Genomic DNA, 25,764 nt, shown 5'->3' with positions numbered 1-25,764 from the left:
TAGACTATGCATCTTAACAAGGCACATCGCGAGTAAATCTATGAAAATCGGCATTATTGGAGCAATGGAAGAAGAAGTTACGCTGTTGCGTGACAAAATTGAGAACCGTCAGACCCTCTCTCTGGGCGGCTGTGAGATTTACACCGGCACGCTGAACGGTACTGAAGTTGCTCTGCTGAAATCAGGTATCGGTAAAGTTTCCGCCGCGCTGGGCGCTACCCTGCTGCTGGAACGCTGCAAGCCTGACCTAATCATCAACACCGGCTCTGCGGGCGGTCTCGCGCCAACCCTGAAAGTGGGCGACATCGTGGTCTCTGACGAAGCACGCTACCACGACGCCGACGTCACCGCCTTTGGTTACGAGTATGGCCAGCTTCCGGGCTGCCCGGCAGGCTTCAAAGCTGATGAAAAACTGGTTGCCGCCGCGGAAAGCTGCATTGCCGAGCTGAACCTCAACGCCGTACGTGGCCTGATTGTCAGCGGTGATGCGTTTATTAACGGCTCCGTGACCCTGGCGAAAATCCGCCACAACTTCCCGCAGGCGATTGCCGTTGAAATGGAAGCCACCGCCATCGCGCACGTTTGTCATAACTTCAGCGTGCCGTTCGTGGTCGTTCGCGCGATCTCCGACGTCGCCGACCAGCAGTCTCACCTGAGCTTCGACGAGTTCCTCGTGGTAGCCGCCAAACAGTCCAGCCTGATGGTTGAGACGCTGGTACAGAAACTGGCGCGTGGCTAAACTGCTCATCAGAGCGCTTGTTGCGCTGTTTCTGCTGACACCGGCGTGGCTTCTGGCCGCGCCGCGTGTGATTACCCTCTCCCCCGCTAATACCGAACTGGCGTTTGCCGCCGGCATCGTCCCCGTCGGCGTCAGCAGCTATTCCGACTATCCCCCCGAAGCGGCTAAAATTGAACAGATTGCCACCTGGCAAGGCATGAACGTTGAACGCATCGTCGCGCTTAAGCCGGATCTGGTGCTGGCCTGGCGCGGTGGCAACGCCGAACGTCAGGTAAACCAGCTCTCCTCGCTGGGGATAAAAGTGCAGTGGATCGACGCCACCAGCATTGAGCAGGTCGCTCAGGCCCTCCGCGATCTCGCCCCCTGGAGCCCTGCCCCGGAAAAGGCCCAACAGGCCGCGCAGCAAATGCTGGCAGATTATGCCGCCCTGAAGGCCACCTACGGCGCTCAGCTGAAAAAGCGGGTGTTTCTCCAGTTTGGTCAGCAGCCGCTGTTTACCACCAGTAAAGGCTCCCTGCAACATCAGGTCCTGGAACTGTGTGGCGGGGAAAATATCTTCGCTGCCAGCCGGGTACCCTGGCCCCAGGTGAGCCGCGAACAGGTGCTGGCGCGCCATCCGCAGGCTATTGTCGTGGCGGGTTCCCCGGCCGATATTCCTAAAACAGAGCAGTACTGGAAAAGTCAGTTAAAAATACCTGTAATTGCCCTTAAGAGTGACTGGTTTGAGCGCGCGAGCCCGCGTATTATCCTCGCCGCAAAACAACTCTGCTCTGCGCTGTCGCAGAGCCACTAATTTTCTCGAGGATTACGATGCTCGTTTACTGGCTGGATATTCTTGGCACAGCCGTTTTTGCGATCTCCGGCGTTCTGCTGGCCGGTAAATTACGCATGGACCCGTTTGGCGTTCTGGTGTTGGGGGTGGTGACCGCCGTCGGGGGAGGAACCATCCGCGATATGGCCCTCGATCATGGTCCGGTATTTTGGGTCAAGGATCCCACCGACCTGGTGGTGGCGATGGTCACCTGCATGTTAACCATTATCCTGGTCCGCCAGCCGCGCCGCCTGCCGAAATGGCTACTTCCGGTGCTGGATGCGGTGGGTCTTGCGGTGTTCGTCGGAATCGGAGTCAACAAGGCATTTATGGCCGGAACCGGCCCGATGGTGGCTATCTGTATGGGGGTGGTCACCGGCGTAGGCGGCGGGATTATTCGCGATATTCTCGCGCGTGAAGTGCCGATGATCCTGCGAACGGAAATCTATGCCACGGCCTGTATTCTGGGCGGTATCGTCCACGCAACAGCCTGGTACACCTTTAATGTTCCGCTGGAACAGGCGGCGATGCTGGGAATGGTGGTCACGCTGGCGATCAGGCTCGCGGCAATCCGCTGGCACCTGAAGCTGCCGACCTTTGCGCTGGATGATAATGGAAGATAGCGAGTAGGCCCGGTAAGCGAAGCGCCACCGGGCATGACCATCAGATGCTGAAAGAAGAACCACACCCGCAGGTGCTTGTCGCGTTCGGGTTCGTCACCACAAAGCGCGAGCCTTCCAGACCTTCGGTGTAATCCACTGAGCCACCCACCAGATACTGCAGGCTCATCGGGTCAACGACCAGCGCGACGCCCTGCTTCTCAATGGTCATGTCACCATCGTTAACCTGATCGTCAAAGGTGAAGCCATACTGGAAGCCGCTGCAGCCGCCACCGGTAATGTACACACGCAATTTCAGTTCCGGATTGTCTTCATCGGAAATCAGGTCTTTTACTTTTTTGGCTGCTGCTTCGGTAAACTGCAACGGCAGCGCTACGTCATCACTCATCTTATGCTCCCATGAATACTGCTAGTGGGTAAAAATCACCCAATTCTTGTTGCCATTATCTAATACCCTGGTAATTCATTCAAGTATTCTGCTTCGCCAGGGTACGGGCAAGAATGGTGGAGTATAGCGGTTTTCCCCCGAGGAACTGGGCTAACAGTGTGGCCCCGAGGCAGGTAATGATCATTGGCAAAATGAGCTGGTAATTGTCGGTCATCTCCAGCACCAGCACGATTCCGGTGAGCGGCGCGCGCAGCGACGCCGCCAGCAGCGCGCCCATTCCGGCAATGGCAAAGGTGCCCGCCTCAAGGTGATACGCCGGGAAACCTGCAGCGGCGGCCATGCCAAAGGCCGTTCCCAGCAACGTGCCCAACGCCAGCATGGGGGCAAAAATGCCGCCAGGCGCGCCGGAGGAGAAGCAGAGTACGGTGGTGATGACCCGGGAGATAAACATAAACAGCAGCAGGCCGATGCTAAAATTACCCGCAGCCGCAATGGGGATCAGCCCAAACCCACCGCCTGCGGCGTTGGGTTCGATAAAGCCCAGCACACCGCACACGCCACCCAGCAGGCCGCCAACCAGCACCCATTTGGTCGTGTTGCCGCCGTGGATACGCTGGAACATATCCTGAGCGCGAATAATAAGGGCATTAAACAGCGGGCCTATAATGCCAAAAATCATGCCGAGGATCAGATACAGCCACAGCGTATTGACCGGCGCGTTGGTTAGCTTACCGACCTCTATAACCGCCCCTTCGCCATTGAATAACCGAAAGACAATGCTCGACATAATCACGCCGGTAAAGACCGCTTTAATCGAGATCAGGTTATAGCGAAACTGAGCGCGCATCTCTTCGATGATAAACAGGATCCCCGCCAGCGGGGCGTTAAACGCGGCGGAAAGCCCCGCAGCGGCACCGGTTGCCAGCAGTGTATGGCGCGCTTCCGCGCTGCGCATTCTGAACAGATCGCTGACCATACGGCCCACATTCCCGCCCAGCTGGACGGTCGGCCCCTCTCGCCCGAGCACCATCCCCGCCCCCAGCGTGCCCATCCCGCCGATAAACTTAACGGGAAGTACGCGCCACCAGCGAACCGGGCGCAGCTCTTCGAGCGCCCCTTCTATCTCAGGGATCCCTGAGCCGCCCGCTTCCGGGGCGAATTTACGCACCAGAAAATACCCCACCATCGCAAGCAAGGCAGATAAACCAAAGGCCAGGATCCACACCAGTCCTTCACTGTCGGCGTAACCCGCCACGGTACCAATACGCCAGTTAAGTACGCCATTGACGGCTTTTTCAAACGCGACGCCCACCAGCCCCGCCAGCGTGCCAACAATGGCCGCGCCCAGTAAAATCGCCAGCGGTGTCTTGTCGCGGTTGAGCAGCCGCCGGATGCTGATACGGTGTCGCGCACGCGCAAACTGCTGTTGTTCGAATGAGGGAGAATCTACTTTCATTGCCTGTTATTTTTCGTCATACAAATCGCCGCAGGGAGTTTACCAGAGACCGCCCAGCCGTCTCCTGAAAATTGCTTAACAATTGTTAATGCATTAATGGGTCAAAAATTTCATAACCTTCCACGAATAACTTAGAATAGTGGGCTTATTCATTTTATACGAGCCAGGAACGACACCATGAGCAAGTCTGAAAACCTCTACAGTGCAGCCCGCGAGCTTATCCCCGGCGGTGTTAACTCACCGGTCCGTGCCTTTACCGGCGTGGGCGGTACACCGCTGTTTATCGAACGTGCCGATGGCGCCTGGCTGTTTGATGTGGATGGCAAAGCCTATATCGACTATGTCGGCTCATGGGGCCCGATGGTATTAGGGCATAACCATCCCGCTATCCGTAACGCGGTGATCGAAGCGGCAGAGCGCGGTTTGAGCTTCGGTGCGCCCACCGAGATGGAAGTCAAAATGGCGGAGCTGGTGACTGAACTGGTTCCGACCATGGATATGGTGCGCATGGTGAACTCTGGCACCGAGGCGACCATGAGCGCCATCCGTCTGGCGCGTGGCTTTACCGGCCGTGACAAAATCATCAAATTCGAAGGTTGCTACCACGGCCACGCCGACTGCCTGCTGGTGAAAGCTGGCTCCGGCGCGCTGACCCTCGGCCAGCCGAACTCCCCGGGCGTTCCGGCGGACTTCGCGAAGCACACCCTGACCTGCACCTATAACGATCTCGACTCCGTACGTGCCGCCTTTGCGCAGTATCCGCAGGAGATCGCCTGCATCATCGTTGAGCCGGTGGCGGGCAACATGAACTGCATTCCACCGCAGCCGGGCTTCCTGCAGGGCCTGCGTGCGCTGTGCGACGAGTTCGGCGCGCTGCTGATTATCGACGAAGTGATGACCGGTTTCCGCGTGGCCCTTGCAGGTGCGCAGGCTTACTACGACGTAGTACCGGATTTGACCTGTCTGGGCAAAATCATCGGCGGCGGTATGCCGGTGGGCGCTTTTGGCGGCCGCAAAGAGGTGATGGACGCGCTGGCACCAACCGGTCCGGTTTACCAGGCGGGCACGCTCTCCGGTAACCCGATCGCCATGGCGGCTGGTTTCGCCTGTCTGAGCGAAGTGGCGCAGCCGGGCATCCACGCCACCCTGACCGACCGCACTACCCAGCTGGCTAACGGCCTGCTGGACGCGGCGCAAGAGGCGGGTATTCCGCTGGTGGTGAACCACGTTGGCGGCATGTTCGGCATCTTCTTCACCGAAGCAAAAACCGTAACCTGCTATCAGGATGTGGTGCAGTGCGACGTTGAGCGCTTCAGGCGTTTCTTCCATCTGATGCTGGAGGAAGGGGTCTACCTGGCGCCATCGGCGTTTGAGGCGGGCTTTATGTCAGTCGCGCACAGCGAAGAGGACATCAACAACACCATCGACGCGGCGCGCAGGGTGTTTGCGAAGCTCTGTTGATGTTGTTTGCCGGGTGGCGCTAACGCTTACCCGGCAAACAAAACCCTCGGACTGTAGGCCGGGTAAGGCGAAGCCGCCACCCGGCTTTTTTACCGGCTCTGCTTACGCAGAAGATAGATAAAGTACGGCGCACCGATAAAGGTGGAGAGCAGCCCGGCCGGGATCTGATACGGGAACAGCAACATCCGTCCGCACCAGTCGGCTATCACCAGCATGATCCCCCCGATTAACGCCGACATCACGATGTGCGGCATCGTCCGGCGAAAGCCCATCATCCGCGCGATATGCGGCGCCATCAGCCCGATAAAACTCAGCGGACCAATGGTCAGGGTCGCGGTCGCCGTCAGCGCCGCTGCCAGCAGCAGCAGGCCGATGCGCGATGTATTCAATGCCATGCCCACAGAGCGGGCGGTATCGCCCCCCAGCGGCAGCACCGTTAACCAGCGGCGGCACAGCGGCACCAGCGCCAGCAGGACGATCATGGCCATCCCGGTGCTCATTACCTGTTCGGTCGTCGCATTGTAGGTTGAACCCGCGATCCAGGTCAGGATCTGCGCCATGCGCGGGTCACCGCTGGCCTGGAGCATCATCAGCAGCATGGTAAAGGCGGTGCTTAGCGCCATCCCCGCCAGCAGCATCCGGTGCGGCGAGAAGCCCCCGCGTCCGGCGGAGACAAGGATAATCAGCAGCGTCGCCGCAGCACCAAGACTGCCCGCCGGCATCAGCCAGCCGAAGGCATTACCCGGCACAAAGAAGAGCATCAGCACCACGCCGAACGCTGCCCCGGAGCTGATCCCCAGCACTTCCGGGCTCGCCATCGGGTTACCGGTCAGGCGCTGAATGATACAGCCCGCCACCGCCAGCATGACCCCGGCCATCAGGGCGGCAAAAATACGCGGTGTGCGCCACGGCAGAAGTTCGTCGAGCATCGCCCCGCTCGCCCAGTGCCAGCCCTGTGCATCGCGGCCAAACGCCATCGCCGTTATCACCGCCAGCAGCAGCACCGCACCGCCCACAAGGGCAAACCACACCACGTGATGGCGTTCAGCCTGCACTTTGTCTCCGGCGTTCATCGCCGGGGCGCTCATACTGCGCAGACGCGGCAGCAGCCACAGCAGCAGCGGCGCGCCAATCAGGGCGGTCACGGAGCCGGTAGAGACCTCCATCCACACCCGGGTCAGCCAGAGGATCACCTGGTCAGAGAGCCAGAGGATCAGGGCCCCAATCAGCGGAGCCAGCATCAGCCGTGAGAGCAGGCGCCGTGCGCCGAGCATTTTCGCCAGCAGCGGCGCGAAGAGGCCGATAAAGCCGATAATGCCCACGGCATTCACCAGCAGGGCGCTGATGACAATCGCCAGCGTCAGCGCCGCCAGACGCGCTAATGACAGCGCCAGGCCGAGATTGCGCGCCACGCCGTCATCCAGCCCCATCAGGGTGAGCGGGCGCAGCAGCAGCAGGGTCAGCACCACGCCGCCCAGCAGCTGCGGCCACAGGCGCTGGACGATGCTCCAGTCGGTCTGGGTTAACGTTCCGGTGCTCCAGAGGAACATGCTTTGCAGCTGATCGTGATGGAAAATCACTAACAGCTGATTAACCGCCCCGCAGTAGAGGCTCACCACCAGCCCGGCGAGGATCAGGGTGACCGGCGAGAGGCGTTTGCCCCAGGCCACGCCAAAGACAAGTGCGCCCACCACGCAGGCCCCTACCAGCGCGGCGAACTGCGGTGCCAGCGCGCCCGGCAGCGCCCAAAGGGTGATGATGGTCATCCCCAGTTGAGCGCCGGTTGCCACACCGAGGGTGGTCGGCTCCGCCAGCGGATTGCGCAGCACCTGCTGGAACAGCACGCCCACCAGCCCAAGCCCCGCCCCCACCAGCAGCGAAATCGCCAGCCGCGGCAGCAGGCTGTAGTGGAACAGCATCTGTTGAATATTATCGATATCAGGAGCGACCAGCGCGGCGCCCCACTGGCTGCGCGGCAGGGCCAGATTCAGGTTCCACCAGGTTAAGCCCAGCGCAACGGCCAGCAGCAGCGATATGAACACCGCCGGGTAAAGGGCAATCCGTGACCTCATGCCTGGCCTCCCAGCGCGCTATCCAGTACGCGGGCAAAGTGCATGGCCGACAGCGTTGCGCCGTAGAACCATACCGCCGGTACGCGCTTAACGCGCTGCTGGCGGACAAACGGCATCGCCTGCCACAGCGGCGTCGCCATCAGGGTCTGCATTTCACGTTCATTGCCATGATCGAAGCAGAGCACATCCACATCCTTAAACGCCGCCAGACGATCAATGCCAACGGCGGTACTGCCCCAGAAGGTCATCTCCCCTTCCCAGGCGTTTTTAATCCCGTAGCGATCCAGCACTTCCTGGAACAGGCAGTTATTGCCAAACACCAGCATATGGCGGGCATCGAGCAGAGTCACCATCAGCAGCGGGCGATCGCCGCGACCGGCAAAGCGCGGTTTGTAGCTGTCGATCACGCTGTCAAAATGATCGAGATGCGCGCGGGCCGCGCTTTCCAGATTCAGCAGCTGCGCCATCTCGCTTAACGATTTACGGGCGTTGGTCAGCGGTTTTTTCCCGTCGCTGAAGGCAAAACCCCGTCCCGGCGCAATCCGCGCCAGCTTCTCTTCTGAGGGACCATACCCGGCCGACCAGACCAGGTAAGAGGGTTTCATCTGGGTGAGCAGTTCAAGGTTGGGCTCGGTGCGCAGGCCGATATCGATAACCGACTCCGGCAGCCGCGGCTCGTTCACCCACAGGGTGTAGTTGGGAATATCGGCCACGCCGTAGGGGGTGACGCCCAGCGCCAGCAGCAGTTCCACCGGGAGCCACTCGAGGGCCACAATACGCTGCGGATCGATGGCGGCAGCCTGGGCGGGGTTCATTTTCCACAGCAGTGGCGACAGGGCCATGGCCGTCAGCAGGCGGCGACGGCTAATCATAAAATCAGGCATCAATAGACAAAGCTCACCGGTGCCGCTCCGGCAGGATGCGGCAGAATACCCATTGGAATTCCGTAGATGGTTTCCAGCGTCTCGCTCTGCATCAGCTCGTCCGGCGTGCCCCGGGCGATCATCTCTCCGCCCCTCAGCGCCACCAGATAATCGCAGTAGCGCGCCGCCATGTTGATGTCATGCAGTACCGCAATCACGGTCAGCCCGCGCTGCTGGCTTAAGCGATGCACCAGCGCCAGCACGTCCACCTGATGGGCAATGTCCAGCGCCGAGGTCGGCTCATCCAGCAGTAAACAACGGCTGTCCTGCGCCACCAGCATGGCAATCCACGCCCGCTGGCGCTCGCCGCCGGACAGGCTATCCACCAGACGATGGGCCAGCGGTTTTAAGCCTACCAGCGCAATCGCCTCTTCCACTTTCTCGCGGTCGGCTACGCCAAAACGGCCCAGCGCGCCATGCCATGGATAGCGGCCAATCGCCACCAGTTCGCGGACGGTCATCCCTTCCGCCTGCGGCAGCTGCTGCGGCAGATAGGCCACCTTGCGGGCAAAGGCTTTGCTGTTCCAGCTCTCCAGCGGCTGTCCGTCGAGCAGAATATCGCCCTCAGACGGCGGCTGATGGCGGCCAAGCATTTTCAGTAAGGTGGATTTGCCGGAGCCGTTATGGCCGATAAGGCCGGTCACCTGGCCTGCGGGAAAGGTCAGCGAAAGCGGATGCAGCAGCGTGCGTCCGGGAACGCGAAAGGAGACGCCATCAAGGGCAAAGGTGGTATCGGATTGCGGGTTGTTTTCCTGCATGTCAGCCAACTTAAGTAAAGAAAAGGGCACGAAAAACGTGCCCAAGTTAAGAGATTAGAAGCGGAAGGTCGCAGTCGCCACAACCTGACGCTCAGCACCCCAGTAGCACGCATAGTCTTTGTAGCAGCTGGAAACGTATTCACGATCAAACAGATTGTTCACGTTGACCGCGATGGAGGAACCAGGCAGGCCCAAACGCGCAAGATCGTATTTCACCATTGCATCGGCCAGCGTGTAGCTTGCTACACTAAACGGCTGATCTTTTTTGTCTCCGGTAGAATAATAGCTCACCGTATTGCCGACGTAACGTGTACCCGCACCAATGGTCAGACCACTGAGAGCCGTATTGGTGAAGGTGTAATCTGCCCACAGAGAAGCCTGATTACGCGGCACTTCGGCCGGGCGCTGTCCTTCAAATACCGTGTCATTGGTAAATTCTGCATCGGTATAGCTATACGCAGCCGTTAAGTTGATGTTGGCATTTAGCGCCGCTTTCGCTTCAAGCTCAAAACCACGAGAACGGACTTCACCACTCTGCACGCTATACAGCAACGTTGGATCGTTCGGATCCGCTGTCAGATTCTTGTCTTTAGTCAGCTGATAAACGGCTGCGGTCACTACAATCGGCAGATCGTTTGGTACATATTTCACGCCTGCTTCATACTGCTTGCCACGTGAAGGGTCGAATGGCTTGCCGTTACGATCGGAGCCAGAAGTAGGCTCAAACGATTCGCTGTAGCTGAAATAAGGAGAAATACCGTTATCAAACAAATAGTTAATACCACCACGCCAGGTAAACGCCTGATCGTGGTTCTCAGCCAGCACATCCGTGGTACGCGTGTGGGTTGAGGTCATTGCATAATCATAACGGCCGCCCAAGGTTAATACCCATTTATCCCACTCGGCCTGGTCCTGAGCATACAGCCCAGTCTGCTCCATCCGGTTAACTACAGAGTAGTTAGACCATGAAAGGTTAGTGTTAATATTCGGGCTGCCGTAATTCGGGTTCTGGATATCAATCGGATCCGCTGAGCCGTACAGAGCAGTGATATCGTTACGCATGCGGGAATAATCCACGCCAGTTAGCAGGGTATGATCCACCGCTCCGGTAGAGAATTTAGATTGGAGTTGGGTATCAACGGTGAAAATGTTCAGATCTTCATCTGAACGAACGTAAGCACGGCTAATTTTACCTGGTGCCACGTAGCCATTCCCGTATACCGAACGGTAAAGCGTATTGACCTGTGCATAGCGCAGGTTTTGACGGACAGTGAAGGTATCATCGAACTCATGAGAGAAGCTGTAACCTACCATCTGCTGGCGGCGTGACATCTTATTGTCAGCTTCACCTTCGTTGAAATCTGTTGGAATTTTATGTTGGTTGCCGTCAGCATCACGATACGGCACAACCGTCCCTTCACGCGGCAACCAACCGTAATAACCCGCATCAGGATCGTTCTGGAAGTTGCTCAGGAACGTGAAATCAGTTTTGTCGTCAGGGCGCCAGCTGAAGGAGGGTGCAACCGCATAACGCGTTGACTTCGCCATCTCCTGCTGGGCATTTTCACTACGGCCTAAGCCAGTAAGACGATAGGACCACACACCGTCATCGTCGATAGCATCGCTAAAGTCAAAGCCAGTCTGCCACAGGTTGTTGGTACCCATTTTAAACTGCACTTCTTTCAGTGGCTCGGTTGTAGGGCGTTTGCTAACCATGCTGACGATACCGCCAGGGTTGCTGTTACCATACAGAACTGATGTGGGCCCGCGCATGACTTCTACGCGCTCCAGGAAATACGGATCCATGGAAACTTCAGAGTAGTTGTTACCCTGCAGCTTCATGCCGTCCAGATATTGGTTGGTATTTACCGTTGAAGGCGCGGTAAAACCACGAATTGAGACCACATCATAGGTGGTGGAGCTGCCACGGGTCGCAAATACGCTTGGGGTGTACCCTAGCGCTTCTTTTACCGTCGCAGGCTGGCGACGTTCCATTTCATCGCGCGTCACGACTGAAATAGATTGCGGCGTCTTTTCAATAGGCGTATCGGTTTTGGTCGCCGTTGCGGTACGCTTTGCCGCAATCGTTGGTGCTGGACCCCATGCGCTCTCCAGTGGAGCAGGCGCTGCGGTGACGGTGATAGTCTCTTCTTTTTTAGGGGTCTCGGCAGCGTGAGCGTAAGCAGACATGCCGCTAACCGCTGTGGCTACAACAACTGCGATTTTACGCAGTGAAGATTGCATTGGCTGAGCAGTTTTTGAAGGCGCCATTGGTATATCTCTGATGAAAGCGTGAATGATAACGTAAACGAGAATTATTATTATGACCGCAGCATATTATGCGAAACATTCACGGCATAGCAAGTGATATGCGCCCCTACAGGAATTAAGGGTATAAGAATTAAACAATGGAAAATACAGGGTTAATAAACGGGGGTGTTACTGTTAGTAGGATGTTTAATTGAGGTGAACATTCCCTCTCCCGCAGGAGAGGGAATCAGACTGCTTAATTACCGCCGAACATATCCTTGATCCAGCCGGCGACGCCGTCACTGTCTTTCTTCTCATTCTGCTGCTGCGGCTGCTGCTGTTGCGGCTGTTGCTGCTGCTGAGGAGAAGACTGCTCAAACGGATTGCCCGTTGGCTGCGGCGCTGGCGCCTGGCACAGGGAGTCCGGGTTCGTGGTCCAGACCGGAACGCTACGCATCCCGCCGCCACACACGAAGTTGCCCGACTCATCCACACCCATATCCACGATATCTTCCGGTGGCGTCAGGGTTAATGGAACCGGCGACTGGTTAGCCAGATAGCGCTGGTAAATCGACATCGCCCCGCTGGCACCATACAGCTTCGTCGGCTGGTTATTGTCGCGTCCAACCCAGGTGATCACCACTTCACGCCCGTCGATGCCCGCAAACCAGGTATCAACGTTGTTGTTGGTGGTCCCGGTTTTACCCGCCAGATGCAGGCCAGGATACTTCGCGCCAAGCTGACGCCCGGTACCGCGCTGCACAACCTGCTGCATGGTCCAGAGGGTCATATAGGCAGCCTGTGCCGGTACCGCACGCTCCGCCTGCGGGAAGCTCTGGTACAGCGGCGTGCCATCTTCTGCGATGACCGAACGCAGCGCAGAGAGCGGAGCACGGTTGCCGCCGCTGGCGATGGTCTGGAACGCCTGCGCCACTTCGATTGGCGTCAGGTTCAGGGCCCCCAGCAGCATGGCCGGCACCGGATGCAGCTGATCTTTCGGCACGCCCAGCTTCAGCCAGGTATCGGTAACGGCTGGCAGACCCAGCGCCATGCCGAGGTTAACCGTCGGCACGTTCATGGAACGCGTCAGGGCATCCACCAGCATTACCTGTCCGCTGTACTGCTTATCGTCGTTCTGCGGCGACCAAACCTGGCCATTCGGCTGGCGCAGGGCAATCGGGGCATCGGCGATCCAGGTATTCAGACGATACTGGTTCGGCTGGCTCAGGGCGGTGAGATAGGTCGCCGGTTTTGCCAGAGAACCGATTGAACGGCGTGCCTGCATCGCGCGGTTGTAGCCCGCGAACTGCGGCTCTGCCCCGCCGACCATCGCCCGCACCTCACCGGTGGTACGATCGACCACCACCATCGCGGTCTCCAGATCGCTCAGCTTGCGCTGTTTTTTCAGCGCCGGAATGCCTTCCACCGCCGCCTTCTCTGCGGCATCCTGCGCCACGGAGTCAAAGGTGGTGAAGATCTTCACGCCGGAGAGATCTTTAACTTTATCGCCCAGTTTGGTCTGCAGCTCCTGACGCACCATCTGCATAAACGCAGGCTGCGGGGAGATGACGCCGCCGCGCGGCTGTACGCCTAACGGACGCGCGCTGAGCATGTCGTACAGCTCCTGGTCGATCACCTGCTGCTGCTGCAGCAGACGCAGCACCAGATTACGCCGCTCCAGGGCCAGTTTCGGGTTGCGCCACGGGTTATAGATGGACGCGCCCTTCACCATGCCCACCAGCAGCGCCTGCTGATCGAGGCTCAGCTCTTCCACCGGACGACCAAAGTAGTACAGGCTCGCCAGCGGGAAGCCGCGGATTTCATTGTCGCCGCTCTGACCGAGGTAGACCTCGTTCATATACAGCTCGAGAATGCGGTCTTTGCTGTAGCGGGCATCCATCAGCACGGCCATGTACGCTTCGTTGGCTTTACGCCAGTAGGAGCGTTCGCTGGAGAGGAACAGGTTCTTCACCAGCTGCTGGGTCAGGGTACTTGCCCCCTGCACCGTCCTTCCGGCGGTCAGGTTCGCCAGCACCGCACGGCCAATGGAGTACAGGCTGACGCCATCGTGCTCATAGAAGTGACGGTCTTCGGTCGCCAGCAGGGTATCCACCAACAGATCAGGGAAACCGTTACGCGCGACAAACAGGCGCTGCTCGCCGTTTGGCGAGGAGAGCATGGTGATCAGCCGCGGATCGAGACGGAAGAAACCGAACTGACGGTTGTTCTCCATGTTCTCGATGGTTTCCAGACGATCGCCGTCGAAGGTCAGACGCGCGCGCACCTGGCCCTCTTTGCTGTCCGGGAAGTCAAACGGACGGCGGATCATCTCAATGCTTTTCGCCTGCACCGTAAACTCGCCGGGGCGGGTCATCTTCGTTACCTGGCGGTACTGGGTCGCCTCGAGCAGCTTGACCATCTCGTTCTTGCTGATGGACATGTCAGGCTCAAGGTTAACCATCCGGCCATAGACCGCCGCCGGCAGCTGCCAGACTTTCCCGTCGATACGGCTGCGGATCTTCTGATCCAGGTAGACGCCATAGATCGCCAGAAGGACGACGAAAACAATAAACAGCTTCAGCAGCAGCCAGAACCAGCCGCGCTTGCCACGAGGTTTACCCTTTTTGCCTTTCCCTTTACGTGGCGCAGGTGCGTCATCGTTATACTCATTGTCGACATCATCGTCGTACTCCTCATCTCTGAGGCGTCGACGCCCTGCCTTTTCTTTTGCCGGACGTGCAGGTCTTCCTTTACGTCCAATTGGCTCGCGGTCATTCCCCGCCATGCTCTCTCTCCGCAACTATCAGGCGCAAAGGCCCGATTCTCTGGTCTTCCCCCTGATGGAGGAAGAAGAAATCTCTCAAAATAAACCGCGTTTCTCCCTCTCCCTGTGGGAGAGGGCCGGGGTGAGGGCATCAGCGCGCACCAGCTCCCCTACGAGTACTTCTTCGTGCGCCGGGTGGGCGCGGTATTCGCCGGATCGTCCGGCCAGACATGTTTGGGATAACGTCCTTTCATCTCTTTTTGCACCTCGCGATAGCTCCCCGCCCAGAAGGCCCCCAAATCGCGGGTGATCTGCAGCGGACGCTGGGCCGGTGACAATAGCTCCAGCACCAGAGGCACCCTGGCCTGCGCAATGGCAGGCGTGGTCGCCTCGCCAAACATCTCCTGCATCCGTACCGCCAGCGCAGGAGGATTATCTTCATGATAACGAATGGCTATCCGGCTGCCGGTCGGCACAGTGTAATGCCCCGGAAGCTCGGTATCCAGACGTTGGCGTAACGACCAGTCGGTTAAGTTCTGTAACGCCGCCTTAACATCCAACGCTTTCAGCGCGCGTAGGGAGTGTACGCCACTCATTTCTGGCAGTAACCAGTTTTCCAGCCCTGCCAGCAGCGAGGCGTCGTCCACCGCAGGCCAGTCGTACTCCGGCAGCCACTTAGCGGCACAGTGTAAACGGATCCGGTACTGCTCCGCCTCCGGGGTCCAGTTCAACACGCTGAGCCCCTTATCGCGGATGCCGTTAAGCATTGCCTGATGCAGCTCCTCTTCCGAGGGTTTCGCCAGCGGCCTGACGTTTACCGCCAGGCGGCCAACCTGCGTGCGCCGCAGCGCCTTCAGGGTGCCCTGCGCCTCATCCCACTCCACGGTGTCGGACTGCGTCACAAGATCGGGACAGGCAGCGATCAGCGCATCGATATCCACGGCCAGCCCCAACAAAATGCGCGCGTCCGGCGACTGGCTGCCCTGCAACAATAGCGGGGCGATCAGCCACTCGTGGCGGGTCATGGCGTCGTCGCTCTGCAGCATCGCCCCCATGCCGTTTGCCAGCTGGTAGCGGCCATCCAGCCCACGACGGCGGGCGATGCGATCGGGAAAGGCCTTCGCCAGCAGGGCGGGCATCCGGTCACTGTCCAACGCTCCGCCCCGGCTGTTCAGGCGCGAACTCAGCTGCCGGGCGCGCTGCTGCCACTCCGGCTGATTGCGGGAGAAGGCCTGAGCCAGATCGCTGCTGGCCCCGCGCGGCGGCTGTTCAAGGATAGCCGCCAGTTTTGCCGCCGTCGCAATATCATCATCATTTGTCGCGCTGGCCAGCATCGCCGCCAGCCGCGGATCGTTGCCGAGCTTCGCCATCTTCTGACCAAAGGCGGTAAGCTGATCCCCGGCCAGCGCCCCAAGCTGAGTTAACAAACGACGGGCCGCCGCAAGGTTAGTCGCTGGCGGCAGATCCAGCCAGTTTAACTGCGACGGCTCCCGGCAGCCCCACTGCAGCAGCTCCATCAGCAGGCCGCTGAGATCGCTTTGCATGATTTCAGGCGTGCCCTGCGCCGCGGCGCGCTCAGCCTGCTCAAACGGCGTGAGATGCAGGCAGATGCCCGGCGCCAGTCGCCCCGCACGCCCGGCGCGCTGGGTCATCGACGCCTGGCTAATGCGCTGGGTCAGCAGACGGGTCAGGCCGGTGCGCGGATCGAAATTCGCCACCCGTTCCAGGGCGGTGTCCACCACCAGCCGGATGCCTTCGATGGTCAGGCTGGTTTCGGCGATGTTAGTCGCCAGCACCACTTTGCGTTGCCCTGCCGGGGCGGGCAGGATCGCTTTACGCTGCTCGGCAAGCGACAGGGCGCCATACAGCGGACAGAGCACCACGTCATCGCCCACGCGACGCGCCAGCTGCTCCTGCACGCGCTGGATCTCAATCACCCCCGGTAAAAACAGCAGCAGCGAGCCCGGCTCCTGACGCAGCAGCTCGGCGGTGGCCACCGCTACCGCCTCGTCAAAGCGCTGTTGGGACGGTAGCGACTGATAGCGGCGCTCCACCGGGAACGTGCGGCCCTCAGAGATAAGGGTTGGCGCGTCCGGCAGCAGGCGCTGGAGCCGGTCGTTATCCAGGGTCGCGGACATGATCAGCAGCTTAAGATCGTCGCGTAGCCCCTGCTGAACGTCCAGCAGCAGCGCCAGGGCAAGATCCGCCTGCAGGCTGCGCTCGTGGAATTCATCGAGTATCACCAGCCCCACTCCGGTCAGCTCGGGATCGTGCTGCAGCATGCGGGTGAGGATCCCTTCGGTGACCACCTCCAGCCGGGTAGTTGCCCCGACACAGGTTTCGGCGCGCATCCGGTAGCCGACCGTCTCCCCCGGCTTTTCGCCCAGCAGCTCCGCCAGACGCTGGGCCACGTTACGGGCCGCGATTCGGCGCGGTTCAAGCAGGATAATTTTACCGTTGACTGACCCCTGGGCCAGAATTTGCAGCGGCAGCCACGTCGACTTCCCCGCACCGGTTGGCGCGTTCAGCAGAACCTGGGGGGCGTGTTGTAACGCGAGAAGGAGATCGGGAAGGACAGCAGCGACCGGCAACAAGGACACGAATGGCTCCAGAAGGTTAACTTTAGACGGCGTACATTGTAGCATCGCCACAATTCATTACCGAGTACCCCGTATGTCCGAGTCAAAAAGGTTGTTCTTTGCCATTGAAATGCCTGCCCCTGTCCAGCGGCAGATCGTCCGCTGGCGCGCCGACCATTTTGCGCCGGAAGCGGGCCGCCCGGTGGCTGCCGCTAACCTGCACCTGACGCTGGCGTTTTTAGGGGATGTCAGCCCTGAAAAGCAGCAGGCGTTGGCAGCGATGGCCGGACGCATCCGCCAGCCGGAATTTACCCTGACGCTGGACGACGCCGGTCAGTGGCTGCGCTCCCGCGTGGTCTGGCTGGGTACGCGCCAGCCGCCGCGGGGGTTATTGCAGCTCGCCAACATGCTGCGGGCCCAGGCGGCGCGCAGCGGCTGCTATCAGAGCCCGCAGCCGTTTCACCCGCATATCACGCTACTGCGCGACGCCAGCCATGCCGGCGCCATTCCACCGCCAGGCTTTCAGTGGACGTTTCCGGTAAAAGAATTTGTCCTCTATGAGAGCCGTTTTGCCGGCGGGCGCACGCGCTACACGCCCCTCCAGCGCTGGCGGCTTACCGAATAACAAGGAATCTGCATGCAGTTTACCCCTGCCCTACAACCCGCCACGCTGGTGCAACGCTATAAACGTTTTCTGGCCGACGTGGTCACGCCCGAAGGCGAAACCCTGACGCTGCACTGCCCCAATACCGGGGCGATGACCGGCTGCGCCACGCCTGGCGACACGGTGTGGTACTCCACCTCCACCAATATCAAGCGCAAATACCCTTACACCTGGGAAATAACCCAGACCGTCGACGGAGAATATATTTGCGTCAATACGCTGCGGGCAAACCAGTTAGTAAAAGAAGCAATTAGTCTGGATGCCATTCCTGAGCTGTGCGGCTATAAGACCTTAAAAAGCGAAGTGAAATATGGCAGCGAAAGCAGCAGAATCGATTTTATGTTGCAGGCAGAGGATCGCCCCGAGTGCTATATTGAAGTGAAATCAGTGACGTTAGCTGAAAAGGACAATGGCTATTTTCCCGATGCGGTGACGCTGCGAGGGCAGAAGCACCTCCGGGAGCTCATAAGTGTAGCGGCGGCGGGCAAACGCGCCGTGCTGTTGTTTGCGGTTCTACATAGCGCAATTGCACGGTTCTCACCTGCCCGCCATATTGACCCTAAGTACGCGCAACTGTTGAATGAGGCACAAAAGCAGGGGGTAGAGGTTTTGGTGTATAAAGCGGAACTTTCTGCCGATAAAATCACTCTGAGATCCGCTCTTCCCGTCGCATTATAAAAGGGGCTGAGCGTTGGCTAATAAGTATTCTGGTCGTGTGCGCAAATACGCTTTTCCTCACAGGCTTGTCAAGTGTTACGTTTAGATAATTGCCTTACGGAAAAGCATCTGCTATTTATAGCGGCCTGATTTTTCCCCCAACACGGGGATCGATAGTGCGTGTTAAGGAGAAGCAACATGCAAGAAGGGCAAAACCGTAAAACATCGTCCCTGAGTATTCTCGCCATCGCTGGGGTGGAGCCGTATCAAGAGAAGCCGGGCGAAGAGTATATGAACGAAGCCCAGCTGTCGCACTTCAAGCGAATTCTTGAAGCATGGCGTAATCAACTCAGGGATGAAGTCGATCGCACCGTTACACATATGCAGGACGAAGCCGCTAACTTCCCGGATCCGGTAGACCGTGCCGCCCAGGAAGAAGAGTTCAGCCTCGAACTGCGTAACCGTGACCGCGAACGCAAGCTGATTAAGAAGATTGAGAAGACGCTGAAAAAAGTTGAAGACGAAGATTTCGGCTTTTGCGAGTCGTGCGGTGTTGAAATCGGCATTCGTCGTCTGGAAGCCCGTCCAACAGCCGACCTGTGCATCGACTGTAAAACGCTGGCAGAAATCCGCGAAAAACAGATGGCCGGTTAATTCCAGCCCTGTCATAACGCTATCACAGGCGGGAGTCCTCTCCCGCCTGATTACTTTCTGCGCTGTGTAACTATGCCTGCTGACTATATTGGGCGCTTCGCGCCATCCCCTTCTGGCGAACTGCATTTTGGCTCGCTCATTGCCGCGCTTGGCAGCTATCTGCAAGCCCGTGCCCGACAGGGTATCTGGCGTGTACGAATTGAAGATATCGATCCTCCCCGTGAAGTTCCCGGTGCAGCAGAGACCATTCTGCGTCAGCTGGAACATTACGGCCTGCACTGGGACGGCGACGTACTGTGGCAGTCTCAACGGCATGACGCCTATCGCGAACGCCTTGCCTGGCTGCACGCTCAGGGACTGTCGTATTACTGCACCTGTACCCGCGCCCGCATTCAGAGCGTCGGGGGCGTCTATGACGGCCATTGCCGTACGCTGCATCACGGCCCGGAAAACGCGGCGGTGAGAGTGATGCAGCAGCATCCGGTGACCCGCTTTACCGATCGCTTACAGGGCGAACTCCACGCCGATGCGCGCCTGGCGGGAGAGGATTTTATTATCCACCGCCGGGACAGGCTGTTTGCGTATAACCTGGCGGTAGTGGTGGATGACCATTTCCAGGGCGTCACCGAAATTGTGCGCGGAGCGGATCTGATTGAACCCACCGTACGGCAGATTTCGCTCTACCAGCTGTTTGGCTGGCCGGTTCCTGACTATATTCATCTGCCGCTGGTGGTGAATGAAAAAGGGATGAAACTCTCGAAACAGAATCATGCCCCCGCATTACCGACAGGCGATCCTCGCCCTGTTCTTATCAATGCTTTACAATTTCTAAACCAGGATGTAACAAATGAGTGGCAGGATCTGCGCACCGAAGAATTGCTGGAAAAAGCGGTCTCCCGCTGGTCGCTAAATCGCGTGCCGAAAATCCAGCATTCTCAAATGCGTCTCGCTGAGCTATGATTAGCCGCTATTTTTTGTCCTGAATTCTGAAACACACACTACCGAGGTGTACTATTTTTACCCGAGTCGCTAATTTTTGCCGCAAGGTGCTGAGCCGCGATGAGAGCATGGCGGATGACGTCATTGTTCAAAATACGATGTCGGTTATTCCGCGCGAACAGCATGCTATTTCCCGCAAAGATATCAGTGAAAACGCCCTGAAGGTCCTTTATCGTCTGAATAAAGCTGGCTATGAGGCGTATCTCGTTGGTGGCGGGGTGCGTGACTTACTGTTGGGCAAAAAGCCAAAAGATTTTGACGTGACCACCAGCGCCACGCCTGAGCAGGTGCGCAAATTATTCCGCAACTGCCGCCTGGTTGGCCGCCGCTTCCGTCTTGCCCACGTTATGTTCGGGCCTGAGATCATTGAAGTGGCCACCTTCCGTGGTCATCACGAAGGCACCCCATCAGACCGTACGACCTCTCAACAGGGTCAGAACGGCATGCTGTTGCGTGACAACATCTTTGGCTCTATCGAAGAAGATGCCCAGCGTCGCGATTTCACCATCAACAGCCTCTATTACAGCGTGGCTGACTTTACCGTCCGCGATTTCGTCGGTGGCGTAGCGGATCTGAAAGCCGGTGTGATCCGCCTGATCGGCAACCCGGAAACGCGCTACCGTGAAGATCCGGTGCGTATGCTGCGTGCCGTGCGGTTTGCCGCCAAGCTGGATATGCGTATCAGCCCGGAGACCGCCGAGCCGATCCCGCGCCTGGCGACGCTTATCAACGATGTGCCCCCGGCGCGTCTGTTTGAAGAGGCTCTGAAGCTGCTGCAGGCGGGCCACGGTTTTGCCACCTATCAGCTACTGCGCGAATACAGCCTGTTCCAGCCCCTGTTCCCGACCATTACGCGTAACTTCACCGAAAATGGCGACAGCGCGATGGAACGTATCATCGACCAGGTGCTGAAGAATACTGATAACCGCATTCAGAACGATATGCGCGTTAATCCGGCGTTCCTCTTTGCGGCGATGTTCTGGTATCCGCTGCTGGAAACGGCGCAGAAGATTGCCCAGGAAAGCGGGCTTGCCTACTACGATGCCTTCGCCCTGGCCGCCAACGACGTGCTGGATGAAGCCTGTCGTTCACTGGCGATCCCGAAACGTATTACCACCCTGGTGCGTGATATCTGGCAGCTTCAGCTGCGGATGTCCCGTCGTCAGGGTAAACGCGCCTGGAAGTTAATGGAGCATCCAAAATTCCGCGCGGCTTACGATCTGATGGCTCTGCGTGCTGAAGCCGAAAATAACCGCGAGCTGCAGCTTCTGGTGCAGTGGTGGGGTGAGTTCCAGGTTTCCGCACCGCCGGCGCAGAAAGACATGCTGACCGATCTTGATGAAGAGCCGGCACCGCGTCGTCGCCACCGTCGTCCGCGCAAGCGCGCCCCACGTCGCGAAGGCGCGGCATGACGCTTGCGTATATCGCCATCGGCAGCAATCTGGCCTCTCCGCTGGAGCAGGTTAATGCTGCCGTCCAGGCGCTGGGCGACATCCCGCAGTCCCGCATTGTCGCCCTCTCCGCGTTTTATCGCACGCCTCCGCTGGGCCCGCAGGATCAGCCCGACTACCTGAACGCCGCCATCGCCCTGGAAACGACCCTCAGCGCCGACGCGCTGCTGGACAACACCCAGCGCATTGAGTTGCAGCAGGGGCGCGTACGTAAGGAAGAGCGCTGGGGTCCGCGCACCCTGGATCTCGACATCATGCTGTTTGGCGATGCGGTGATTAACACCGAGCGCCTGACCGTGCCGCATTACGACATGAAAAACCGTGGCTTTATGCTCTGGCCGCTGTTTGAAATTGCTCCCGATCTGACCTTCCCTGACGGTCAAAGCCTCAGCGCCCTGCTGGCGCAGCTGAACGCCGAAAAACCTGCCCGCTGGTAACCGAAAATTCCTGTTGATTAACCACGAAATATTTGTGGTTAATCGGTTGCCTAAAATCATTGTTCCCTCGAATGTTACTGTTAGAATGCGCAAAGATTCGCTTTGGGCTATCAGGAAACAGTATGAAACCAACCACCATCGCCACCTTGCAGAAATGCAAGCAGGACAAACAGCGCTTCGCCACCATTACGGCCTATGACTACAGCTTCGCTAAACTCTTTGCCGAAGAGGGTATTAACGTCATGCTGGTCGGCGACTCGTTAGGGATGACGGTCCAGGGACATGACTCCACCCTGCCAGTGACGGTAGAGGATATTGCTTATCACACCCGGGCGGTGCGCCGCGGGGCACCGGCCTGCCTGCTGCTCGCCGATCTGCCGTTTATGGCCTACGCCACGCCGGAACAGGCGTTTGAGAGTGCCGCCACCGTGATGCGCGCCGGGGCCAACATGGTCAAAGTGGAAGGCGGCGCCTGGCTGGCTGACACCGTCCGCATGCTGACCGAGCGCGCGGTGCCGGTCTGCGGCCATCTGGGATTAACCCCGCAGTCGGTCAATATCTTTGGCGGCTATAAGGTGCAGGGGCGCGGTGACGCCGCTCAGACCTTGTTTGATGATGCGCAGGCTTTAGAAGCCGCAGGCGCACAGCTGCTGGTGCTGGAGTGCGTGCCGGTGGCGCTGGCGAAACGCATCACCGAAGCGCTCTCTATTCCGGTGATCGGCATTGGTGCCGGTAACGTCACCGATGGCCAGATTCTGGTGATGCACGATGCGTTCGGCATTACCGGCGGGCATATCCCGAAATTTGCGAAGAATTTCCTGATCGACGCAGGCGACATGCGCGGCGCAGTCAGGCAGTATATTGCCGACGTTGAATCGGGTGTTTACCCGGGTGAAGAACACAGTTTCCAGTAAGGAGTCTTGTTGTGCTAATCATTGAAACCCTGCCGCTGCTGCGCCAGCACATTCGCCGCCTGCGCCAGGAAGGTAAACGTATCGCGCTGGTGCCTACCATGGGCAACCTGCATGACGGCCATATGAAGCTGGTGGACGAAGCCAAAGCCCGCGCCGATGTGGTGGTGGTGAGTATTTTCGTCAACCCGATGCAGTTTGACCGTGCCGACGATCTGGCGCGCTACCCGCGCACGCTGCAGGAAGATTGCGAGAAGCTGAAAAAGCATCAGGTTGATTTCGTCTTCTCCCCGGCACCGAATGATGTCTACCCGAAGGGCACCGAAGAGACCACCTTTGTGGACGTGCCGGGCATCTCCACCATGCTCGAAGGGGCCAGCCGTCCGGGTCATTTCCGCGGCGTCTCGACCATCGTCAGCAAGCTGTTTAACCTGGTGCAGCCGGATATTGCCTGCTTCGGCGAGAAAGATTTCCAGCAGCTGGCGCTGATCCGCAAGATGGTGGCCGACATGGGCTACGACATCGACATTGTTGGCGTGCCCATCGTGCGTGCCAAAGATGGGCTGGCGCTGAGCTCCCGCAACGGCTATCTGACGCCGGACCAGCGTAAAATCGCGCCGGGCCTGTACAAAGTGATGAGTGCCATGGTCGAAAAGCTGCAGCAGAAAGCGCTCAGCAGCGAAGAGATTATCGCCATCGCCGAACAAGAGCTGAATGAACAAGGTTTCCGGGCTGATGATATTCAGATCCGCGATGCCGATACGCTGCTGGAACTCTCTGCCAGCAGCAAACGCGCGGTGATCCTGGTTGCTGCGTGGCTCGGTCAGGCGCGCCTGATCGACAATACTGTCGTTGAACTGGCTCAGTAATTATTGAGCTGATAGATAGCTAATGGACTAGTTTCCCTCCCCACTTGCGGGCAAGTGGGTTACGAAGAAGAGTAAAGGTAACATCATGATTCGCAAAATGTTGCAAGGTAAGCTTCACCGTGTGAAGGTCACTCAGGCCGATCTGCACTATGAAGGCTCCTGCGCGATCGATCAGGATTTTCTCGACGCGGCGGGTATTCTTGAAAACGAAGCCATTGATATCTGGAATGTGAGCAACGGCAATCGTTTCTCAACCTATGCTATCGCGGCAGAACGGGGGTCTAAAATCATCTCCGTGAACGGTGCGGCAGCGCACTGCGCCAACGTGGGTGACATCGTCATCATTGCCAGCTTTGTCATGATGTCCGACGAAGAAGCCCGCCGCTGGCAGCCGAAAGTCGCCTACTTTGAAGGCGACAATGAGATGAAACGCACCGCGAAAGCGATCCCTGTCCAGGTCGCCTGATCCTACCCCTGCGGCTGATTGCTGATCAGCCGCGACATGGTCTCTAAAGAATCCGTTCTGAGAACGTATAAACGCTTCAGTAAGAACGGATTATCTCCCGGTTTCACCTTGCCTTTTACCGTCGTCACCGCCAGATGGAAACCGGCGTCATTCGCCGCTTTCACCGCGATATCGTTGTAGCCGCCAAACGGGTATGAGAGGTAGAGCACATGCGGGTTAAACTGCGCCAGCGCGCGACGGGAATGTTTAAAATCCATCAGGATATTGTGATAGCTGCGGCTCAGCAGGATTGGATGGCGATTCGCATCCACACGGTGCAGGAAGTGAGTGTGGGACTGCACGTCAAAGACATCCTGGATCTCCCGCAGCTCGGAAATGCTCATAAACTGCAGCGACTTCGGATCCCATTTCAGAGGATGGGCTTTGATCCTGGAGGAGATAATAAACGCCGTGGCGTGAAAGCCGTACTGCCTGAGGATCGGCCAGGCGTAACGGCTGACCGACTTCAGGCCGTCGTCAAAGGTGATCACCACCGCCCGGGCCGGCAGGTTCATTTTATTGCGCACATAGCCTTCGAGCTGATACAGGGTCAGCGTGGCGTAACCCTGGTCGCGCAGCCAGGCCATCTGGTTGTTGAAGGCACGCACGCTGGTAGTGGTTGAGGTATGGCGGAAACGGGTGTTCTCTTCGTCACGCAGAATATGGTGATAGGTCAGCACCGGCAGGCCGTTATCCTCCTGGGCATCCAGACTGCTGACCCAGGCCAGGCGGTTGGCGATGCGGATCTGATACCAGGTCTGATTCAGGCGATCCTTGAGCTTGTTGAGGATTGGATAACGCAGATTATCCGCCAGGGTGCCAAACGGGGCGCTGCCCGCATTGGGTGCGTTGTAGACCGGGGTATCTTTCCAGGTAATCAGATTCTGGTTGCTGAGCGGCTTGTTCAGATCGCCAAGGCTATCCTCGACCCGCTGTTTTCCCTGTACCTCGCCGAGATGCCCTTTGTCGATAAAGCCGGTACCAAAGCCAAAGCGGAACTCATAGTAATCCGCAGCCGTCGGGACCACCGCCAGGATCTGCCCGGCACGCACGTTGCCTACCGTAACGACGTTATTGCCCACCTGCGCCCAGATGGCCGCATCTTCGGTGGTTTGCATATAGCGGGCCGGAGCCCCTTGCTGGCTTAACAGACTGGCAGATGCGCCGCCGGAGATCAGCAGCAGAAGCAGGAAAAGAATGCGCGCGGACATAGTCGAAGGTTATTCAGGCCGAAAATCGGACGCCATTGTAACAAAAGCGCCAGCAATACCAATGCTTAATATTTCTCCAGACCCGGAAGCAGGACAAAGGGCGGGTTTTTCTGCTGCTGATGCCACAGGCTACTGACGTCCGGCGCGCCGCGGGCCACGATGGTGTCGCGAAAGCCGCTGCTGTCGGTCACTTCGCGCAAAGGATACATCATCTCCAGCAGCGGTAAGCTTATGCCGGAGATCACTTCGCAATTTTCATGCTTGTGGCTAAGTAATGCTGCCGCGCGGTACGGCGCTGCGCCGGAGATGTCGGTCAGAAAGATCACCCCGTCACCGCTGTCGACCTGATGCTGGGCATCGCACAACATGCGGCTGAGCATATTGCAGCTGAGGCCACGCCAGAAATTCACCACCTGGCACTGCTCCAGCGGCCCAAAGCGGACGGCGAGCCGATCCGCCATCTGCTGCGCATATTCATCATGACACGTTATTACCCAACCCAGCATCGTCACCTCTCATCAGAAAGGGGTAGTGTAGCGGGAGGAAGACGATTCGGGGGTGACGGTGGTCAATAAAGCAGCCCGG

Annotated in this window: 23 protein-coding genes; 13 read left to right on the top strand and 10 right to left on the bottom strand. The window is 58.4% G+C overall.

The genetic code is table 11. From position 1 onward, the window contains the following. Nucleotides 1-40: 40 nt before the first annotated feature. The 3 genes from mtnN to NB069_RS03825 are packed head-to-tail and all read left to right on the top strand — an operon-like array spanning nucleotide 41 to nucleotide 2,173. Nucleotides 41-739, top strand: coding sequence for a 5'-methylthioadenosine/S-adenosylhomocysteine nucleosidase (gene mtnN / locus NB069_RS03835; RefSeq protein ID WP_250587861.1), 699 nt, complete (start codon nucleotides 41-43; stop codon nucleotides 737-739). Beyond that, entirely contained in the window at nucleotides 732-1,532 is an 801-nt protein-coding gene (btuF, locus tag NB069_RS03830) for a vitamin B12 ABC transporter substrate-binding protein BtuF (protein WP_250587860.1), read from the top strand. Before mtnN ends, btuF begins: the two co-directional genes overlap by 8 nt. 17 nt (nucleotides 1,533-1,549) lie before the next feature. Further along, complete coding sequence (locus tag NB069_RS03825) at nucleotides 1,550-2,173, top strand: TRIC cation channel family protein (protein ID WP_250587859.1); 624 nt, start codon at nucleotides 1,550-1,552, stop codon at nucleotides 2,171-2,173. A gap of 40 nt (nucleotides 2,174-2,213) precedes the next feature. Here the strand turns inward: NB069_RS03825 and erpA are convergent, their stop codons facing one another. Together erpA and clcA are read right to left on the bottom strand one after the other, a co-directional pair. After that, entirely contained in the window at nucleotides 2,214-2,558 is a 345-nt protein-coding gene (erpA, locus tag NB069_RS03820; protein ID WP_039030319.1) for an iron-sulfur cluster insertion protein ErpA, read from the bottom strand. Between the two features lie 79 nt (nucleotides 2,559-2,637). Further along, nucleotides 2,638-4,014 (bottom strand): H(+)/Cl(-) exchange transporter ClcA, encoded by a 1,377-nt coding sequence (clcA, locus tag NB069_RS03815; protein ID WP_250587858.1) that lies wholly within the window; start codon nucleotides 4,012-4,014, stop codon nucleotides 2,638-2,640. Nucleotides 4,015-4,191: 177 nt separating this feature from the next. Between clcA and hemL the strand changes: the two genes are divergently transcribed. Then, a complete protein-coding gene (hemL, locus tag NB069_RS03810) occupies nucleotides 4,192-5,475 on the top strand; it encodes a glutamate-1-semialdehyde 2,1-aminomutase (RefSeq protein WP_250587857.1) in 1,284 nt (427 codons plus the stop codon). Nucleotides 5,476-5,564: 89 nt separating this feature from the next. On the opposite strand, the gene fhuB is transcribed toward hemL, so the two are convergent. The 6 genes from fhuB to hrpB all read right to left on the bottom strand — a co-directional run bounded on the left by fhuB (nucleotide 5,565) and on the right by hrpB (nucleotide 16,842). Then, nucleotides 5,565-7,547 (bottom strand): Fe(3+)-hydroxamate ABC transporter permease FhuB, encoded by a 1,983-nt coding sequence (fhuB, locus tag NB069_RS03805; protein WP_250587856.1) that lies wholly within the window; start codon nucleotides 7,545-7,547, stop codon nucleotides 5,565-5,567. Beyond that, nucleotides 7,544-8,431, bottom strand: a complete 888-nt coding sequence (gene fhuD / locus NB069_RS03800) for a Fe(3+)-hydroxamate ABC transporter substrate-binding protein FhuD (protein ID WP_434543603.1) — start codon at nucleotides 8,429-8,431, stop codon at nucleotides 7,544-7,546. Before fhuD ends, fhuB begins: the two co-directional genes overlap by 4 nt. Next, the gene (fhuC, locus tag NB069_RS03795; protein WP_138370459.1) at nucleotides 8,431-9,228 is read right to left on the bottom strand and encodes a Fe3+-hydroxamate ABC transporter ATP-binding protein FhuC; all 798 of its coding nucleotides are present in this window, start codon (nucleotides 9,226-9,228) and stop codon (nucleotides 8,431-8,433) included. Before fhuC ends, fhuD begins: the two co-directional genes overlap by 1 nt. A 54-nt stretch (nucleotides 9,229-9,282) precedes the next feature. Then, nucleotides 9,283-11,499, bottom strand: a complete 2,217-nt coding sequence (fhuA, locus tag NB069_RS03790; protein WP_250587854.1) for a ferrichrome porin FhuA — start codon at nucleotides 11,497-11,499, stop codon at nucleotides 9,283-9,285. Nucleotides 11,500-11,734: 235 nt separating this feature from the next. Next, nucleotides 11,735-14,263 carry a bifunctional glycosyl transferase/transpeptidase gene (mrcB, locus tag NB069_RS03785; protein ID WP_250587853.1) on the bottom strand — a complete coding sequence of 843 codons (2,529 nt, stop codon included), beginning with the start codon at nucleotides 14,261-14,263 and terminating at the stop codon, nucleotides 11,735-11,737. 149 nt (nucleotides 14,264-14,412) lie between these two features. Further along, nucleotides 14,413-16,842, bottom strand: coding sequence for an ATP-dependent helicase HrpB (gene hrpB / locus NB069_RS03780; protein ID WP_250587852.1), 2,430 nt, complete (start codon nucleotides 16,840-16,842; stop codon nucleotides 14,413-14,415). 73 nt (nucleotides 16,843-16,915) lie between these two features. Between hrpB and thpR the strand changes: the two genes are divergently transcribed. From thpR to panD, 9 genes are all read left to right on the top strand, one after another. Then, on the top strand, nucleotides 16,916-17,446 hold the full coding sequence (thpR, locus tag NB069_RS03775; protein WP_250587851.1) for an RNA 2',3'-cyclic phosphodiesterase: 531 nt from the start codon (nucleotides 16,916-16,918) through the stop codon (nucleotides 17,444-17,446). Between the two features lie 12 nt (nucleotides 17,447-17,458). Next, nucleotides 17,459-18,163 (top strand): DNA/RNA nuclease SfsA, encoded by a 705-nt coding sequence (gene sfsA / locus NB069_RS03770; RefSeq protein WP_250587850.1) that lies wholly within the window; start codon nucleotides 17,459-17,461, stop codon nucleotides 18,161-18,163. A gap of 177 nt (nucleotides 18,164-18,340) precedes the next feature. Then, on the top strand, nucleotides 18,341-18,796 hold the full coding sequence (gene dksA / locus NB069_RS03765; protein ID WP_012016093.1) for an RNA polymerase-binding protein DksA: 456 nt from the start codon (nucleotides 18,341-18,343) through the stop codon (nucleotides 18,794-18,796). A gap of 72 nt (nucleotides 18,797-18,868) precedes the next feature. Next, nucleotides 18,869-19,756, top strand: a complete 888-nt coding sequence (gluQRS, locus tag NB069_RS03760; protein WP_250587849.1) for a tRNA glutamyl-Q(34) synthetase GluQRS — start codon at nucleotides 18,869-18,871, stop codon at nucleotides 19,754-19,756. 53 nt (nucleotides 19,757-19,809) lie between these two features. Next, entirely contained in the window at nucleotides 19,810-21,207 is a 1,398-nt protein-coding gene (gene pcnB, locus NB069_RS03755; RefSeq protein ID WP_250589445.1) for a polynucleotide adenylyltransferase PcnB, read from the top strand. Then, nucleotides 21,204-21,683: a 2-amino-4-hydroxy-6-hydroxymethyldihydropteridine diphosphokinase gene (gene folK / locus NB069_RS03750; RefSeq protein WP_250587848.1), complete on the top strand. Its 480-nt coding sequence runs from the start codon at nucleotides 21,204-21,206 to the stop codon at nucleotides 21,681-21,683. The genes pcnB and folK overlap by 4 nt, the downstream gene beginning before the upstream one ends. Before the next feature lie 122 nt (nucleotides 21,684-21,805). After that, entirely contained in the window at nucleotides 21,806-22,597 is a 792-nt protein-coding gene (gene panB / locus NB069_RS03745; protein ID WP_250587847.1) for a 3-methyl-2-oxobutanoate hydroxymethyltransferase, read from the top strand. 11 nt (nucleotides 22,598-22,608) lie between these two features. Further along, nucleotides 22,609-23,463: a pantoate--beta-alanine ligase gene (panC, locus tag NB069_RS03740; protein ID WP_250587846.1), complete on the top strand. Its 855-nt coding sequence runs from the start codon at nucleotides 22,609-22,611 to the stop codon at nucleotides 23,461-23,463. 85 nt (nucleotides 23,464-23,548) lie between these two features. Next, nucleotides 23,549-23,929 (top strand): aspartate 1-decarboxylase, encoded by a 381-nt coding sequence (panD, locus tag NB069_RS03735; protein WP_039030334.1) that lies wholly within the window; start codon nucleotides 23,549-23,551, stop codon nucleotides 23,927-23,929. Nucleotides 23,930-23,931: 2 nt separating this feature from the next. Here panD and NB069_RS03730 read toward each other — a convergent pair whose 3' ends face one another. Further along, nucleotides 23,932-25,179 carry a polysaccharide deacetylase family protein gene (locus tag NB069_RS03730; RefSeq protein WP_250587845.1) on the bottom strand — a complete coding sequence of 416 codons (1,248 nt, stop codon included), beginning with the start codon at nucleotides 25,177-25,179 and terminating at the stop codon, nucleotides 23,932-23,934. Between the two features lie 65 nt (nucleotides 25,180-25,244). Continuing rightward, entirely contained in the window at nucleotides 25,245-25,685 is a 441-nt protein-coding gene (locus NB069_RS03725; RefSeq protein ID WP_250587844.1) for a PTS sugar transporter subunit IIA, read from the bottom strand. Between the last annotated feature and the right edge of the window lie 79 nt (nucleotides 25,686-25,764).

The sequence above is a fragment of the Leclercia adecarboxylata genome, from assembly GCF_023639785.1.
In the GTDB taxonomy this organism is placed as follows: Bacteria; Pseudomonadota; Gammaproteobacteria; order Enterobacterales; family Enterobacteriaceae; genus Enterobacter; species Enterobacter adecarboxylatus_D.
This window is presented reverse-complemented; position numbering and strand designations above follow the sequence as displayed.

Bases quoted from the DNA above. Each gene is read 5' to 3' on its own strand.
- mtnN (WP_250587861.1), top strand. From the start codon at position 41: ATGAAAATCGGCATTATTGGAGCAATGGAAGAAGAAGTTACGCTGTTG.
- NB069_RS03825 (WP_250587859.1), top strand. From the start codon at position 1,550: ATGCTCGTTTACTGGCTGGATATTCTTGGCACAGCCGTTTTTGCGATC.
- erpA (WP_039030319.1), bottom strand. From the start codon at position 2,558: ATGAGTGATGACGTAGCGCTGCCGTTGCAGTTTACCGAAGCAGCAGCC.
- clcA (WP_250587858.1), bottom strand. From the start codon at position 4,014: ATGAAAGTAGATTCTCCCTCATTCGAACAACAGCAGTTTGCGCGTGCG.
- hemL (WP_250587857.1), top strand. From the start codon at position 4,192: ATGAGCAAGTCTGAAAACCTCTACAGTGCAGCCCGCGAGCTTATCCCC.
- fhuB (WP_250587856.1), bottom strand. From the start codon at position 7,547: ATGAGGTCACGGATTGCCCTTTACCCGGCGGTGTTCATATCGCTGCTG.
- fhuD (WP_434543603.1), bottom strand. From the start codon at position 8,431: ATGCCTGATTTTATGATTAGCCGTCGCCGCCTGCTGACGGCCATGGCC.
- fhuC (WP_138370459.1), bottom strand. From the start codon at position 9,228: ATGCAGGAAAACAACCCGCAATCCGATACCACCTTTGCCCTTGATGGC.
- fhuA (WP_250587854.1), bottom strand. From the start codon at position 11,499: ATGGCGCCTTCAAAAACTGCTCAGCCAATGCAATCTTCACTGCGTAAA.
- mrcB (WP_250587853.1), bottom strand. From the start codon at position 14,263: ATGGCGGGGAATGACCGCGAGCCAATTGGACGTAAAGGAAGACCTGCA.
- thpR (WP_250587851.1), top strand. From the start codon at position 16,916: ATGTCCGAGTCAAAAAGGTTGTTCTTTGCCATTGAAATGCCTGCCCCT.
- sfsA (WP_250587850.1), top strand. From the start codon at position 17,459: ATGCAGTTTACCCCTGCCCTACAACCCGCCACGCTGGTGCAACGCTAT.
- dksA (WP_012016093.1), top strand. From the start codon at position 18,341: ATGCAAGAAGGGCAAAACCGTAAAACATCGTCCCTGAGTATTCTCGCC.
- gluQRS (WP_250587849.1), top strand. From the start codon at position 18,869: ATGCCTGCTGACTATATTGGGCGCTTCGCGCCATCCCCTTCTGGCGAA.
- folK (WP_250587848.1), top strand. From the start codon at position 21,204: ATGACGCTTGCGTATATCGCCATCGGCAGCAATCTGGCCTCTCCGCTG.
- panB (WP_250587847.1), top strand. From the start codon at position 21,806: ATGAAACCAACCACCATCGCCACCTTGCAGAAATGCAAGCAGGACAAA.
- panD (WP_039030334.1), top strand. From the start codon at position 23,549: ATGATTCGCAAAATGTTGCAAGGTAAGCTTCACCGTGTGAAGGTCACT.
- NB069_RS03730 (WP_250587845.1), bottom strand. From the start codon at position 25,179: ATGTCCGCGCGCATTCTTTTCCTGCTTCTGCTGCTGATCTCCGGCGGC.
- NB069_RS03725 (WP_250587844.1), bottom strand. From the start codon at position 25,685: ATGCTGGGTTGGGTAATAACGTGTCATGATGAATATGCGCAGCAGATG.